The organism is Ruegeria hyattellae (genome assembly GCF_041537925.1).
Lineage (GTDB): Bacteria > Pseudomonadota > Alphaproteobacteria > Rhodobacterales > Rhodobacteraceae > Ruegeria_C.
Map to the genome: position 1 here is coordinate 175237 of NZ_JBGOSH010000007.1, position 15435 is coordinate 190671.

At 56.1% G+C, this 15435-nt stretch carries 13 protein-coding genes and 1 pseudogene; 4 read left to right on the forward strand and 10 right to left on the reverse strand.

Features of this window, described 5'->3' with window-relative positions:
• Nucleotides 1-2 precede the first annotated feature (2 nt).
• A complete protein-coding gene (locus AB1E33_RS17615; RefSeq protein ID WP_372578577.1) occupies nucleotides 3-941 on the reverse strand; it encodes a homocysteine S-methyltransferase family protein in 939 nt (312 codons plus the stop codon).
• Between the two features lie 124 nt (nucleotides 942-1065).
• On the opposite strand from AB1E33_RS17615, the gene AB1E33_RS17620 reads away from it, so the two are divergent.
• Nucleotides 1066-4503, forward strand: a complete 3438-nt coding sequence (locus AB1E33_RS17620; RefSeq protein WP_372578578.1) for an ATP-binding protein — start codon at nucleotides 1066-1068, stop codon at nucleotides 4501-4503.
• A gap of 96 nt (nucleotides 4504-4599) precedes the next feature.
• Here AB1E33_RS17620 and AB1E33_RS17625 read toward each other — a convergent pair.
• The 6 genes and pseudogenes from AB1E33_RS17625 to AB1E33_RS17650 form a co-directional block, all read right to left on the reverse strand.
• Nucleotides 4600-4740 (reverse strand): annotated as a pseudogene (locus tag AB1E33_RS17625) (IS3 family transposase); the annotation flags it as partial.
• A 1717-nt stretch (nucleotides 4741-6457) separates the two neighbouring features.
• On the reverse strand, nucleotides 6458-7180 hold the full coding sequence (locus tag AB1E33_RS17630; protein WP_372578579.1) for a hypothetical protein: 723 nt from the start codon (nucleotides 7178-7180) through the stop codon (nucleotides 6458-6460).
• 106 nt (nucleotides 7181-7286) lie between these two features.
• Nucleotides 7287-8831 (reverse strand): cytochrome-c peroxidase, encoded by a 1545-nt coding sequence (locus AB1E33_RS17635; protein WP_372578580.1) that lies wholly within the window; start codon nucleotides 8829-8831, stop codon nucleotides 7287-7289.
• A gap of 43 nt (nucleotides 8832-8874) precedes the next feature.
• Nucleotides 8875-9087: a hypothetical protein gene (locus AB1E33_RS17640; RefSeq protein ID WP_372578581.1), complete on the reverse strand. Its 213-nt coding sequence runs from the start codon at nucleotides 9085-9087 to the stop codon at nucleotides 8875-8877.
• Nucleotides 9084-10304, reverse strand: a complete 1221-nt coding sequence (locus tag AB1E33_RS17645) for a flavin-containing monooxygenase (RefSeq protein ID WP_372578582.1) — start codon at nucleotides 10302-10304, stop codon at nucleotides 9084-9086. Before AB1E33_RS17645 ends, AB1E33_RS17640 begins: the two co-directional genes overlap by 4 nt.
• A 54-nt stretch (nucleotides 10305-10358) precedes the next feature.
• On the reverse strand, nucleotides 10359-11291 hold the full coding sequence (locus AB1E33_RS17650) for a homocysteine S-methyltransferase family protein (RefSeq protein WP_372578583.1): 933 nt from the start codon (nucleotides 11289-11291) through the stop codon (nucleotides 10359-10361).
• 168 nt (nucleotides 11292-11459) lie between these two features.
• On the opposite strand from AB1E33_RS17650, the gene AB1E33_RS17655 reads away from it, so the two are divergent.
• Both AB1E33_RS17655 and AB1E33_RS17660 read left to right on the forward strand, forming a co-directional pair.
• On the forward strand, nucleotides 11460-12494 hold the full coding sequence (locus tag AB1E33_RS17655; RefSeq protein WP_372578584.1) for a GlxA family transcriptional regulator: 1035 nt from the start codon (nucleotides 11460-11462) through the stop codon (nucleotides 12492-12494).
• A gap of 109 nt (nucleotides 12495-12603) precedes the next feature.
• A complete protein-coding gene (locus tag AB1E33_RS17660; RefSeq protein ID WP_372578585.1) occupies nucleotides 12604-13050 on the forward strand; it encodes a phasin family protein in 447 nt (148 codons plus the stop codon).
• Nucleotides 13051-13325: 275 nt separating this feature from the next.
• Here AB1E33_RS17660 and AB1E33_RS17665 read toward each other — a convergent pair whose 3' ends face one another.
• Both AB1E33_RS17665 and AB1E33_RS17670 read right to left on the reverse strand, forming a co-directional pair.
• A complete protein-coding gene (locus AB1E33_RS17665; protein WP_372578586.1) occupies nucleotides 13326-13901 on the reverse strand; it encodes an OsmC-related (seleno)protein in 576 nt (191 codons plus the stop codon).
• Nucleotides 13902-14044: 143 nt separating this feature from the next.
• Nucleotides 14045-14314, reverse strand: a complete 270-nt coding sequence (locus tag AB1E33_RS17670; protein ID WP_372578587.1) for a muconolactone Delta-isomerase family protein — start codon at nucleotides 14312-14314, stop codon at nucleotides 14045-14047.
• Between the two features lie 163 nt (nucleotides 14315-14477).
• Here AB1E33_RS17670 and AB1E33_RS17675 point away from each other — a divergent pair, with 163 nt between their 5' ends.
• A complete protein-coding gene (locus AB1E33_RS17675) occupies nucleotides 14478-15080 on the forward strand; it encodes a TetR/AcrR family transcriptional regulator (RefSeq protein ID WP_372578588.1) in 603 nt (200 codons plus the stop codon).
• Nucleotides 15081-15160: 80 nt separating this feature from the next.
• On the opposite strand, the gene AB1E33_RS17680 is transcribed toward AB1E33_RS17675, so the two are convergent.
• Nucleotides 15161-15364, reverse strand: a complete 204-nt coding sequence (locus AB1E33_RS17680; RefSeq protein ID WP_372578589.1) for a hypothetical protein — start codon at nucleotides 15362-15364, stop codon at nucleotides 15161-15163.
• Nucleotides 15365-15435: the final 71 nt, after the last annotated feature.

A 15435-nucleotide genomic window follows, 5' to 3' on the forward strand; every position in this document is an offset into this window, starting at 1 on the left:
GGTTAAGCCGACCGGGTTGCCATGCAAACCTGTTCGATGTGCCGGTGATCGGTCCCGCAGCACCCGCCAAAGACGACAAGATGCGGCATGAACTCAAGAAGTTCGGCATAGTCACGGCCGGTTTCCACAGGGTCGCCATCATCTAGCGTTTCCGCCTCATCAAGCTCGGCGTGGCTGAGCCGAGAGGCGTTGGCGCGGATGCCGCAAATCCGATTCCTCCAGGCTCCGCCGTTCTGCAGCGTTTCGCGGAAATGATCGGGGTGAGCGCAGTTCAGCATGAAATAGGCCGGCCCGCCGCCGGTCCGATCGTCAACCTCTTTGATGGCCGACCCAAGCGTCTGGCTGGTCGGAAGCCGCCCGTCGGTTTCCAGCGTGAACGAGATGACCACCGGCATGTTCCACTTTCGCGCAGCACGCACGATCCCGATCGCTTCCGGCGTATTGGTGATCGTGATCGCGGTCACCAGATCCGCGTTGGTTCCGGCAAAAGCCTCGATCTGAAAGCCATGATAGGCCTCGGCCTCAGCCACGGTCATGATCTCGCCCGGGTCATAGCCGTCGCCGCGCGGGCCGACGCATCCCGACAGAACGCTCTCCGGCCCCGGAAAATCGCGGCGGAGCGCATCCATCAGAGAGATGGATTGCCGGTTGAACTCGGCCAGTTCGCGTTCATTGAACCCCAGCTTATGCGCCCAATCGGGGCTCGCGCGCCATGTCGCGCTTTCAAAGATGAACCCGCGCCCGTGGGCGGTCGCCACATCGGCATGGCTGCGGTAGTAGCGTTCAAGCGCGGCGCGCCCGTCCTCGGTTCCCAGCAGCGGAAAGGCGGCAAACAGAGGAAGGTCGATCCCATAGTCGAAGATCAAGGTGGTTTCGATACCCCCGTCCGTGACAAAGATGTCGCCGCCAAGCTGTGGCAGTATCGTTGTGCGGTCTTTCATATCTCATCTCCTGCAACGTCGATGAGCAAGGCTTAGCGGGCGCTCCGTTATATCACCGTCACAAGAACTGGCCGCGTTGAGCCACCAGCGTTAAACTTCCACTAAATCTGTTGAAAGTGTCCGGATGGATCGCAAAGAGCGCCTTGAAATTCGGTTGATCGGCCGGCTCGAAATCCGCTTCCGAGGGCGGCGACTGACATTCCCGATACGCCATGCCGGGTTCCTGCTGGCGATTCTGGCGCTGGAAAGCCCTTTGCGGCGGGATGTCGTGGCCTCGCGCCTGTGGGGGGAACGCGGCGACGAGCAGGCCAGGGCGTCATTGCGGCAAACCATCTATCACGTTCAGAAGGTGCTGGATGCCGTGGGTGCGCCGGGCCTGGTTGCTGACCGGGTGACCGTTGCGCTGGACCCCGAGGCAATCCGCTGTGATGTGTGGGACATATTCAACGACTTGCGCTCTGACCCGATGACGGCAGCGACGATGGCGCGGGCCGATCTGCTTGGCGATGTCGGGCGGATCGATCCCGCGTTTGAAGAATGGCTCTCGGTCGAGCGGCGCGCGTTCGCGGAAAAACTATCGGCAGAACTGACGACAGCCGCCCAACGGTCGTTGAACGCGTGCAACTGGAAGGACCTCGATGCGGTCGCGATCGCGATGCTGAAGCTGGCCCCCTACGACGAAGCCGCGCTGCGCCTTCGGATGGACGCGTTGGCACATATGGGAAGACGAACACACGCCTTCGCCCTGTTCGATGCGTTTCAGGACAAACTGACCTCCGACCTGAATGTAATGCCGGATGAGGCCACGCTTGCGCTGCGTGATCGGCTGGCGGCGGTGCCAGCCGACAAGCCTGCGGTCGCAGCCACACCCGAGGCAGAGCCCCGACCGACGCTTCACGAACGCAGAAGCATATCCATCCTGGCGGTAGCCGACGCCAACGACAGCAGAGATCCCGAAGAGTTTGCAGCCGCAACAGCGCGCCTGCGGGACCTGATGCGGAGCGTGCTGCAGGATGGTTCGGCGGTTGTTCTGGAGCGCGCGGGGCCGATGCAGGCTTGTGTGTTTGGCGCGACCGGGCTTGTTGAGCGGCACGCCGAAGCAGCCGTTCAAGCGGCCCGCGCGATGATCGCGCGCGGCTGCAATCAGATGCAATTCGCCGTGGTTTCGGGCGACATAGTGCAGGACGGCGATATAGATGCGTCCAGCGTGGCGCATTTGCTGTCAGAGGCGGCAGAATTGATTCCCTCGACCCGGCCCGGAGAGGTTGCGCTGTCGACAGAAGCAGAGTTCCGGATGGATGCGCGGCGAGAGGATACCCCCTTCGTGGCACGCCTCGAGGAACTCGATATCCTCAAAGCAGCATTTGCGGCATCGCTCGATGGTCATGCCCAGGTTGTTGGGATCGTCGGCGAAGCCGGCATCGGAAAATCGACCCTGCTGCGTCAGTTTCTAAGCCGCAGGCGCAACGCTCGGGTCCTGATGATTGAGGGTCGCGAACGCGAGGTCTCGCGTTCATTCGGCGCGATCACCCGGTTCCTTAGAACAGTTGTTGCAGAAGATGAACAAGCGCTTGAGCGGGCGCTCGCGTCGGACAAAGTGCTTGCACAAAGTGCGGCCGCCTTTGCAGGGATTCTTGGTCTGGACGTGCTCGGAACGGACGCGTCGCCGGAGGATCTTCGACGGCAGATATTCGACGCGGTATCGGCCGTTGTCTTGACCCCCCCCGATACCGAAGGACCCACGATCCTGGTTGTCGAGGATCTGCACTGGCTCGACAGCGATACTGCGGAATTCCTCGACCGGCTGGTTGGCGAGGTATCGGAACATCGCCTGCTCATCCTCGCGACCTTTCGGCCCGAGCATCAGGTGGGCTGGATCGGACGCAGTTCCTGTCGCCTTCTCCGGCTGGCGCCGCTTATGCGGGAACAAGCGATGCGCCTCGTGTCCCAGTGGTTCGAGGAAAGCCAAAGCGCGGTGCTTGAACAGGTGCTGGACAGAGCCGAAGGGAACCCGCTCTTTCTTGTCGAACTGGCCCGCGCCTCCTCATCGCTGGCGCCAGACGGTATTCCCGGAACGATCCGCGATGTGCTGTTGGCCCATATCCACCGACGCCCGGTTGACGCACGGCGCGTTCTGCAATGCGCGGCCGTTCTCGGGGTCGAGATGTCCGATGAAAGCCTCGCCACCTTGTCGGGATTCGATGCCGCACGACTGGATGATGCGCTGCTGGACCTGCGGAAAGATGAGCTTCTTCTGCGCACAGGAACAAGGGCCGAGCCCGGCCATCGGTTCCGCCACGCCTTGTTGCACGACACCGTCTACGCCTCGATCACGAAACCCGATCTGCGTTCGCTGCATCACGCCGCATTCGAAATGGCCAAATCGCGGTCGAATACTGATCCAGGCGCAGTTGCCCACCACGCCTGGCAATCGAAAAACTGGGGCGCTGCGTCTACCTGGTGGCGCCGCGCCGGTGACCATTTTGCGCAACTGTCTTCTTACACGCTTGCTGCCGAGGCTTACGGCAAGGCCATCCTCGCACTGGACGGGGACACAGAGGGCAAACCGAGAAATGACCAAAGGGTAGACCTGGCGCTCAGATTGCGGCCTGTACTTGTCCCGCTTGGCCGCTACCACGATGCGCTGGCAGAGCTTGATCTGGCGGAAGACATCTCGACCGAACGCGACAACATCGCCACCCGCATCTCGGTTCAGATCAGCAAAAGCTACCTCTTCAGTACGCATGGCAGGCTGGCGGACGCGATCGACAAGGCCCGGCAGGCCAAATCACTGTGCAAGGGACATGAACAACAATGCTATGAAGCAACGCTTGCCGAGGCTCAGGCGCGCTCGTTGATGGGAGATTGGCATGGCACCCTGTCGCTCCTGCGCCTGACCCTTCCCTTCTGGGAGGCCAACCGCCACGAGCGCTTTGGTCATACTGGAACGCGCGCGGTGTGGTGTCACGGGCACCTATCCAATGCGCTCTGCCTGAACGGGCGGTTCGACGCCGCCGCCAAGCACGGTCAACGCGCTTTTGACATAGCAACGGAAACCCAGCGACCGCTCGATTTGATCTTCTCTCTGCACCGGTTGGGTCGCGTTCACATGGCCGTTGGAAACCAAGACGAAGCGCTGGCTCTCCTTGAAGACGCGGTACAACGGACCGAGGATATCGATGCGCCGATATTTCGATCCTGGTTCGCCTGCGATGCCGTGCCGGTTTATTTCAGGGCGGGTCGTTTGGACGATGCGCGAAACCTGCTTGATCGTCAGATGCAGGCCGCAAAGAAGCTTGATCTTGTTCAGTTCGAGGGCTGGCTTCGGCTACGCAGGGCCGAGCATTTACATGCGGTCGGTCAGCGGACTGAAGCAGCGGCAGACGCACAGCTGGCTCTTTCCCGCGCCATCGAGATTGGCGATCTGGTTCTCGAACCGGCGGCGATGATGCTGCTTGCAAAATGTTCTGAAGGGCAGCGCGCGCCTGACAAGAAGGCTGCAGCGCTTGACCTTGCAAAAACTCGAGGCTTGGCAACCGCATTAACGGTGTTGTCACCTTAACATCCGATCCGCGGCCGTGTTGCATGGATCAGAAATGAGGCAGATTTGACCCATAGCGCCCAAGGCGATCCTTTTTTGGAAGTTGGCAAGAGGAATCTTTCGAAATATCCGTACCAAGTGTGTCGTAACACCGATCTGTCGGATCGCATACAGACGAGGCATGCCTTGCCCCGTCAACGCCTCAACCTGCCGTAACTTCGTGGCAATCTCTTCCGGCTTCGGTCGCTTGTTTGCCATGTGTTTCCTCCGTTTTCCTAAACATAGCGGAGGACCACTTCACTGGGGGAGGATCACGGTGCCGAAGACTTTCGTTGTATTCCGAGAAGTTCGTCACACGGTATTTGACCTTAGGAAATCTGTGGCGACGAGCATCATTGAATTTGTTAGGCATCTACCGTCGCTCGCGCCATAGCCCGCCAACTCAACGAGCGGCCTCGAAAGACCTTGCAATACTTAACACCAGCAGAGAAATTTGAAGCCTGTGTTGCGTTGATCCGTTGAACTCACACCGCGCTGCCGACCTTCGTTGAGTTGATGGAGAGCATGAAATCACAAGGCATTCTGCATCCAGAAGATTTTGAGCTCCTCGAAGAAGCCCGCGCCAATCTGGGAAGTGCACTTGATGAAAACGCCTCCGACTAAGAAAATCCAACACTTGGTGCCGGGATTTCAGGTTAACGCCTACAGTCTCGGCAAAGTATGATTTCTTGGAATCCAACTAACCCCGGAGCCAATATGAGTAATGAATTTGACAAGAGGATCGCCGATGCCAAGGCGTTGGAGGGGCGCCTAAAATCGGAGGGGCAGCAAACAGATGCTGAGGTAATCAGGCGGTTGCGCAGAAGTGCGAATTCCGCGCGATTGACACTAAGGATGCTCCATAGCGACAACATGGAACTCCGTCGTAAGCTCGGGCTCCCAGCCTTCGAAGAATCGTCCAACTAATCCCGAGATTAAAAAGGGGCCGACTCCAGTAGGGGACGGAATCGTATCATCTCATGAGCGATTTTTGGATTTCCCGACACGATGAGACTACCCCGCTGGTGCGGGGTGGTCAAAACTTGTAGCCAGTGCATGGCGCTGGAGACGTGCGTGTCGAACCGATGGTTATCATGCTCTCATCCGCGGGTTGGGTACCGCTTTACCTAATACGATGCGGGCTTACCTCTGTCTAAGGCCGGAGATTCATCCGATAGTACGCCGAGGGTTCCCCTATCATTGGCCGCCGTCTCCAGCGTTCTACACAGGCAGATGGTTGGCCTGATCAGGCAGCTAACGGTGTTTTTCGCGCGATATCCCAGATGAACCCGGCCAGTTCGCGGGCAACGGCCGAAAGCACCCTTGGTTGCGGTTTACCGGTGCGGCTGAGATGGCGGAACCGTTTGCACAGGCGGGTCTGTGCTTTCCAGCCAATATCCCTGATCTCCTACGGTAGATGGGCCGAACGCTTCAGATAAGGGTGCCCCTCTTTCGGCGGGTGTCGGTAGGACCATCCTGCTTCGACCAGCATCGTGCGCGCCAAGGCGTTGCCGGTTTAGCGAACGTAGAAATAGACTGCGAACAGGATCACAGATTGTGGGTAGTGCGCACCTTTGAAGTCGATCATCGGACATTCCTAGACGTTGTCACAGACAAACCACCAGTTGGATCAAGCCGCGTGAAAGTGCAACATGCCGGCCAAAGTTTGCGACAAAGCCAATAATCTTCATGGCGATGCCTTTCTTTGGTGGGGGACAATGAAAAATCTGCATTGCTGACGCCAAATCGCTCCTTGTCCAATCGACGCGCATTCTGCACGTTTGGGACCCGGCTTTGCCAGGTGCCCATGTCTATTGTCGCGTCCCAAACGAAGTTGGCGGACAAGACTTGAGCTCGCTGGATCTCATCATCAAATGAAAAGCCCTCCTGCTTGGTTCGATCAAGGCAAGCGTTGCACCTGCACTGATCCCTGACCTCAGAGGCCGGTGCGTGCAGGCAGTGCCACGTACATCTGAACATGTGTGACGGTCGAAAACTCTCCGGGAAGTGGGCCATAGGTCTGACCATCGGAATGCCAAGCCAGCCCCAGATCAGCAGCAAGGTGCTCTCCGCTCAGTTGCAGGCAGGGTGAGATCGTACGCTCAAAATCAGCTGACCCGTCATCATTTGCGACAAAGGTATTCTCTGACCCATCACGCGCCCCAAAGGGCAGGTCATATGTTCCGATGAACGGATCGGTCGGTGGCCACACCATGAAATCATGCCAGATTGTGTAGACACCGTCGGGCACGAGGTTTTCAAAGGCCAGATCAACCGTTCCGACCCCATTTTTACAGGTGTAGGTGCCGCTACCCTTGGCAGCAAACCACTCGCCAAGCGTCAGGCCAAGCGGGCGGCCCTTGGGATAGGGGCCGGTATCGGTTGTATCCAGAAAATTGTGCTTCACCTCAACACCAGGCGCGTAGAGCGGTGCATCCATGTCGCGGGTCGCAGCAGTAGGGCGGAACACTTCACCCGAGCCGGGGACTTTTTCATAAAAAACATCCTGCTCGGCCATTCCGTCGTCGATGTGGAAAATGAAAGTCAGCGACATGTTTTCTGCGGCGTCATAGCTGACTTTGGTATCGTTCTGTGCAATCGATTGGGTTGCCATGGACAGGGCCAGAACGGCAGCACTGGTCAAAAGAAATGGTCTCATATCATAGGTCCTTTGGTTGGATTTGGGCATAGGTGCCCAGGGAACCGGCTCTGATGAAGAACCGGAATTCTGACGATTGGTTTCATGCGGCGCAGGTTCTACGGCGCTAACCGTCGGGCTCGAGCGGTGTCGGCTGTGGTTCCAAACCCGACGGAACAATTTGCGGAATGAGCGCGGAACGATCATTGGCTGTCGGGTCCGTCAAGGAATCCAGGAAGGCCATAAGCTCAGCGAGCTCGGGCTTTTCTAGCTGCACGGGCGCTAGCGTGTTTGCGTTGGCAATCCGGTTTCGCAACTCATCTGCGCCATGCACCCAGCGGTCGCGCAAGTCAAATGCCGGACGCCGTTCTGGGTTTACCGGGAGAAAGTTCAACTCTGATCCATCTCCGGCCTGCTCGATGATCCGGCCAAGAGGTGGTAGCAAAACATCGTTGGCATCGAATACTTCAAGCGAAGCGACACTGTCCAGATGGTGACGCACCATGGCCTCCAGATCATTAAACACACCGTCATGTCCCCAAGGTCCTGTCAGCGAGACATTGCGCAGACTGGGCGTGCGGAATGCAAACAGATCGTCCATTTCAAAGGTGACGTGGTAGCGCCCCTCGTCCTCTGTGTGCAAACCAAAACCCGATGCGCGCCAATAGCTCGTATCCCCACCATGCCCTTTGCCCGGGCCAATTTGAGGAACGGCAATGGCATGGAAATCGTGATCCGTCAGCAATGCACCGGAATGGCAGCTTGCGCAGCCAGCTTTGCCATAAAACAGATCCGCACCATTGCGCGCAGCGTGAGAAAGGGCTGTGTGATCGCCTGCGATGAAATGATCGAAGGCGCTTTGGTCAGATCGAAACGCCAGTGACTGGAACGCAGCCAGCGCATTTGCGGCCTGCACCATCGTGATTTTGTTTTCGTCGGGAAAAGCCGCATTAAACAGGTCGCGGTACTGCGACTGGCCGGCCAACCGTGCGGCTAACAAGTTCCAGGCGTCTGTTACCCGATCTTCTGCGATGGCGGTGGCAATTGGGTTCTCACCCTTTTGCCCGGCCATCTCTGTGGCAGAGAGCACCGGAAACATCGCCTGCGCAGCCAGTAAATTATCCAGACCAGCAGGCAGATGTTCGCGGGCTGGGCTCCAGAACCCACTATCAAATGTTGCAAGTGGATCAGGTTCCACCCGCCCATCATGAAACATCGAACGATATTCTTTTGCCCCAATGTTCCACAGTGCCTGGGCGTTGCGTGGAATGCGTTCGGTGACCCCGTCTGCAGTCCCGCGTTTATCGCCGAAACCTGTTCCACCTTCGCCAATCGACAGGGCCACACCATCGCTGGTGCCGCGTGCCGGATCATGACAGGTGCCGCAAGAAATATTGCGATTGCCTGACAGGATCGGGTCAAAAAATAGATTCCGACCCAACTCGAAAAGCTCAGCTTTCGGCTTGCCGTCATATAGAAAGTCACTGTCCACCAAGGCTAACGGCAAAAGGGACGACAGTGCGCTTTCCGGCTGGGCATGCGCCGAGTCCAATGTGCCAACAATCAATAGAACTGTTCCGGTTGCAGCAGGCAGAACTCGCGCGGGCAAGGAAGCCAGTGAACCCCTCCTTCCTCCCGCCTCGGCTCGTATCCCTGTCTTGAAAACGGACATTTTAATTTCCTTTGATCAAAAGAGTTCGAAAATTGCACGCCTCTCAAAACAGGCGGTGATGGTCTGCTGTGTCCGACTTCAAGTCACGCAGATGTTCGAGGTCAACGTCCCGCAAGAGTTCGGTGGGCAATTGCGCCAGTTTTCGCAGGTCACGTTTGTTCCTTTGGCGTGCCCGCCACCAGGCAAAAAATTTGGTGACGTTCATCCTTGCGCGACGTCTGCGACTCATCCCCTTGGTTTGATCCATCATGGTCATTGAAGAGTTCCTTTCAGGGTAAGCGTTTGTGGGGGATCAAGTTGTGCTGCGCGCGTTGTCCGTCTCTTATTCGACAGCTGCGGGCTTTGCGCCGAAATGCTGGTCGCAAGGCGAGTTGCACTGACACCGGCGGCATAGAAGAAGCCCTCGAATGACACACCAAACCCTGTGAACCAAAGACCCGGATTTCGGTTGTCCTTTTGACCCGCCGGGCACAGCGGATACCCACGCTTGTCCAATGCGCCAAGATGTCCAAACAGGTCCTCCAGACCCGTCTTGTAGCCCGTTGCACAGATCACCACGTCCGGGTCGACCTTGCGGCCGTCAGCCAGCTCAACAGTGTAAGCTGAGAAACCGACAGTCTGACCAACGGCCTCGAAACGGCCTATTTTCAACGCCTTGACAAACCCGTCATCCAGAGCTGGCGTCACCCCATCCTTGATCAGGCGTGATCCGCCGCCTTTGCGATGTCGGGGCAATCCTTGGCGGCGCAGGTTGCCAAAACTCATCCATTGCATCCCTGCCATCAGCGGATCGAGAGCCCATCTGGGGGTGCGGGAAAACAACCTGGCCATTCTGTGCATCGGAAATCCAAGTATCCGCGTTGGCAGGATCGAAGGTCCGTTCCGGACAGAGATCCAAACCTGTGCGGGATTGGCCCGCGATAAGTGGTTCAACACATCCGAGCCGGAGTTTCCGGCACCTACGACAAGCACCTTTTTGCCGTCATAGTTGGAAGGTTCTGCGAAGTCGGTGGCGTGAATAACCTTGCCGCCAAAGTCGTCGAGGCCGGGCCAAACGGGCATGTCGGGCTCTTTTTCGCGTCCGGTTGCGACAATCAGATGGGTACAGGAATAGGTGCCATTGTTGGTCTCAACCAGCCAACCGGTTTCAAGACGGTGCACCGACTGGACGCGGGTTTCAAATTGGATATTGGACGCTAATCCGGCTGCATATTCGCTGAGATAGTCAACGACCGCATCTCGGGGCAAATAGGTGTCGGGGTGGCGCGGTTCATGATGGCCGGGGAGACGGGCAAAATGGCGGTGAATGTTCAGCCGCAGTTTCGGATGGCGCGCACGCCACGGGTCGGCGACCCGGTCTGAGGCCTCCAGAATCGTGACTGGTATTTTGCGGTCACGCAATTCAGTGGCGGCTGCCAATCCAGACAAGCCGGCGCCGATGACAATGGCGGTTGTTGAATGAGAATGGGTCATCTTAAATCTCCAAAAAAAAGGGGGGCGCGTTTGGCAGACACCTCGAGGCTGATATCAGCGGGTCAATGCGGCACAGATCTGGGCCAGATGCCTGTGATCTGTCCCACAGCATCCACCGACAACACGCATACCTGGAAGCAACTGCCTCAACTGCGCGTACTGCGCGCCCAATTCGACCGGATCGCCATCATCGAGCGTTTCACAGCAATCAAGTTCTGCATGTGACATGCGCGAAGCATTCGCACGCACGCCTCCTATCCGCTGCGCCCAATCGGAACCCTCAGGGATCATGGCGCGAAAGTGATCAGGGTGGGCGCAGTTGACCATGTAATAGGCGGGCTTAGTTGTGGCCGCCGTATCAACCTGTGTGATGGCGTCTTGCAGAACCTCGCCTGTGGGAAGCCGTCCATCGGTTTCAACCGTAAAGCTTATAACGCATGGCACACCCAACTCTGCGACGGCATTGGCGACACCAACTGCCTCTGGCACGTTAGTGAGTGTCAGCGCGCTGATCATGTCGACGCCAGCGTGAGCAAGGACGCCAGTTTGAAATTCATGGTAAGCCTGCGCTTCCTCGATGGTCATGATGGATTTTGGATCATAACCATCGCCACGTGGGCCAATGACGCCATTTACAAGGACATTCAGCCCGTGGCCCAACGTGCGGCGCAGTTCCTTGGCATCCTCTACCGCCTGGGTGTTAATACTCCGCAGAGTATTCAGATCATGCCCAAGCTCCTGACCCCAATCAGGGTTGGCGCGCCATGTATAAGTGTCCAGTAAGAACCCTGTTCCATTTTGGCGGGCCAGTTCAAAGATCGGGGCAAAGTACTCCTTGAATGCGGCGCGACCTTCTTCCAGCTGTGCCAGTGGGTAGGCCGCAAAGCAGGGCATGTCGAAACCCTTCTCAAATACAAGCCAGGTTTCAAGTCCGGCATCTGTCAGAAATAGCTGATCAGATTGATGCGGCAGTATTGTCGACGTCATGTTACGCTCCATTCAGGTCGTTCAGTTTCAATAAGGGACAGATCTGAGAAAACGCTGGATGGCGTTCCACTTGCTCGAACTGTCACATTCAATGCAACCGTATTGCCTGACGAGATCGTGTCGTGATATGCCGATATATGACCAAATCGGTGAATATCGGACATACCCATGCTGGATAAGAAAACCACCTGCCGCACAGCGGTTCTGACCATGCCCTGCGTCGGAACTTCGACAGCCTATTGTATTCTTGATGCTTTGGCGTCTGTGGGACGGGACTGGGAAATGCTACATGGTAATACGCCCAGACCACCTGTTTTTGACGGCGCCCTACTGTCGATTGATGGTGCGCCTTATGACGATATCAACGGACGGCGCATTACACCGGATGGATCGTTGGCAAGCTTTGGAACACCCGATCTTGTCATCATTCCTGACTTTCATTTTGCGCCGGGTACGGGAACGCCGGAAGAGTTTGCGCAGTTCATCCCATGGCTCAGGAAAGCAAAGGACGATGGCGCGTTGATCACGTCGGTTTGTTCCGGAGCCTACTTGCTTGCCGAGGCCGGAATGCTGAATGGGCTCGATGCCACCAGCCATTGGAGCTTTTGCGACATACTCGCTCGGCAATACCCCGAAATCAAAATGCGGCGCGAACGTATCCTTATCCCTGCGGGCGAAGGGCATCGGATTGTGACTGCCGGTGGCGCTTCGGCCTGGGGCGATCTGGTGCTTTATCTGATTGGGCGGATTGCAGGCCCGGATGAAGCCCGCCGCATTGCCAAGATTTACTTGCTGCAGCCTCATAGTGAGGGACAGCTTCACTACGCCTCCCTCACCGCAGGCGCTCAAACCGAAGATGCATTGGTTGCGGATGCTCAGGTTTGGGCCGCTGATAACTACGCGCTTGCAACACCAGTTGCCGCGATGGCCGCACGAAGCGGCTTGACCGAACGCAGCCTATTGCGACGTTTCCGAAAGGCTACGGGTCAAACACCAGTTGACTACATCCAGACGCTTAGAATTGAGGAAGCCAAGCAGATGCTCGAAACAACTGATCTGCCAATCGACGATATTGCCGAAGAGGTCGGATACACAGAACCGTCGAGTTTCCGAAATGCCTTCCGGCGATATGTTGGGATGCCCGCATCTACTTACCGCAAGAAGCGTTTGTTGTTGATGCCTATCGGCTCCGAAGCGCGATAGTTTTACCCTCACCTATTGATTGGTTATGTGGACATGCCGCAGTGCAGCAGATATCTACATGTCATCACATAGAAAGCGGGACGCCCTGCAGGAATTAAGGACCGATACCATGGCTAAAGCTCAAGACTTCACCGTCGTTGTGAATGACGCCCTCGCAGCTCTTCCTTTTGACGTCAAAGCAATGGAGAAAAACTTCCGTGCAACGGCAGTTGTAAACGAAAAGCTGTCCAACGTTGCCCTCAGTGTTGCCGGACAGTGGAACGACATTGTTTCGCACTCGACTAAAGACGCAATCTCCGCCCTTGCGACCGTCGGCAAAGCAAAGGCAGATCCAGCCGACTACGCAAAGGCTCTGACCGAATTCGCCAATTTTGCGACTAACCAGGCTGTCAAGAACTTCTCGAATTACGCTGAGATCACTCTCAAAGCGCAGTCAGAAGCTGTTGAACTGTTGGTTTCTGCTGGCAAAGAAGCTTCAAACGAAGCTGCTGCCGCTGTTCATAATGCTGCTGCCGAAGCAACCAAAGTTGCCAAGAAAGCTGTTGCTGCAAAGTAGTCTTCCCTTTTATGAAACTATAGAAACAGTATTACGGCGGGCTGCCTTTTGCAGCTCGCCGTTTTCTATGCTTCGGGGACCGTGTTGCATGGACTAATTTCCTGTTCGAAATGAGCAGTTGAGGTCAAGTCTCGTCGATGTTCTATTCCCATCAATAATTTGGCTGCGAGCGACCTGTTCGTGATCTATGCCGTCCATTGCGGCAAGGCCCGATTTGACCAACCTCAGCTTGCTTTCACTTGGATTTGCACAGACTCCGAGCAATTTTGCGGGTGCTACGCTGCCTGCACCAGGTTAATTCGGGCAGTCACAGAATTGACTGCGGTTTGCAGCCCCATGCAGGCCGCTTCGCAAGACTTGATCATCTCCATGATTGTTTCACGCGTTTCATCGGAATCAATGAAGACAAAAATCTCGATCCCGTCACACTCTCCTTTTGGTCGAGTGTCAGATGTTTCAGCCATCACAAGAGCCGCTGCTTTGAAACGCATTTTCTGCTCCACTCGCGCTGAGCGAACATTGAGCTGCTTCGCGTGAATGTAGATAGAGATGTGACTGAGAAAGCAAAATGCGATGCCAGCGGCCAAATAGCTGAGCGGAGCGGGGGCCGTGTCTTCTCCGCCAATCATTTTTCCTTCGTCACAAATGAGTTGAAATGCTCCATATCCCGGAGCGTTGGGTTGAGCCACCCCGCGTTTGATGTGCCCGCCATCCAATGATGCTTCTGCGCCCAGATTCACTTCAAAACGAAAGAACCCCCGTTCCTTTTGAGGCGTCCCTATCTCAATTCTGGTCAACTCCGGCAAGCCTTTGGCCCGCTGAACGATCGCTTCTTGTTGGTTCTGCTGCATTTTGATTTCCTCCGTCGACTGGAGTGCTATTGGCCCTGAATTGAGCACCTTAACTCAACTGCGGGTCGCGGAATTGTTGCACATGGCTTGTAACCCTCTCTTACTCAGGAGGGGCAATTCTGATTGTTAAAGTGGCTCGGAATTTAATTGTCTTTTTCGTCTAGGATGTGGATGGCCTCATAGTCCTGGAAATCGTTCAAAGGCATTTCCTGGTAGAGCTTCTCCAGTTCTTGTTCGTTCTCGACGTTCAGAACGATCCACCCGGCTGAACGATCCGCGGCAACCAAGGCACGGTGTTCCTGAACGCCGTCGTCAAGCCGCTTCTGATCAACCGCGTTTGCCGCGGGAAGTCGGGACACGACATCTGCCTTGGCCGTGCCGGGTTTGATTGTTGCTCTTACTAAAAACCGCATGGTAAATCCTCGCAGGTGTGTGGGTGATTAGTTGCTCCTTACGGGAGCTGTCGCTGATTGCCTGTGCCTTCACGGTACTGAGCGGTACCACATCCTTTTCATCTATGGTACGCTACAGTACCATGTCAAGACCTACTTTGCGCGGATCAATACGGAGAAGCTGATGAGTCAAAATGCAAACCGTCGCGACGCGATACTAAAGGCGGCGCGCGCGCTTTTTGCCACTCAAGGGTTTCAGGCGACCACTCTGGAAGATGTGATCGCCAAGACAGGCGGGTCGCGTCGCAACATCTACGCTCTCTTCGGTGATAAGGATGGCCTCGTTCAAGCAGTCCTTATGTCAATCGCCGAAGAAGTCATGCAAAGCTTTGGAGAGCTACCTTCAGACGAGGAGGATGCACGCGTTTGGCTGATCGCAATGGGTGAAACATATCTTGGGACTTTCACGAAGCACGACGTCATCGGAATGCTTCGGCAAATTATCTTTCTGGCAAGTGAAAACCCACAAATAGGGATCGGCGCCTACGCTAACGGACCTGCGGTACTTCGCGAACGTATAGCGAGGTTTTTCGATAAAAAAATTGAGCAAGGCGATCTAAGTCTCGACTCTTCGGAAGACGCTGCACGGATGTTCATGGGCATGGTTGCAGGGGACTACATTCTTAAGTTGCTAATGACCGGGGGGGCGACTGTAACAAAGGAAGAAATATCAAGCCATGTCACGAGCACAGTCGATATTTTTCTGGAGGGCGCGTCTCATAGTTAGTAATGGCTGTTCATCCGGCCTCTTGGGTCACAATCCATGAGCCAGACTAACCTGAATGCTGTCAGCTCAATCGGACCAATTCATTTGATGACGGACAGCCGCGTGAGTTCTTGAATCGCGCGACGTATCGGGTTTTCGGACTTGGCGCTGATCGCAACTGAGGCGATGCCTTCGTCCTGCAATCTGGTTGCAAGTTTTTTCCAGCTTTCTTTGTTGAAGATAAAACTTGGCACAAATACCACAGCCTTGTCCCCGTCCGCTGGGTAATATGCGGCGTCGCTCATATAGAACGCGCTATCAGGGCTGTGTCGCAAACTTTGGTCGGCCTGTTGCACCTTCGCGCGGTTTGATCCAA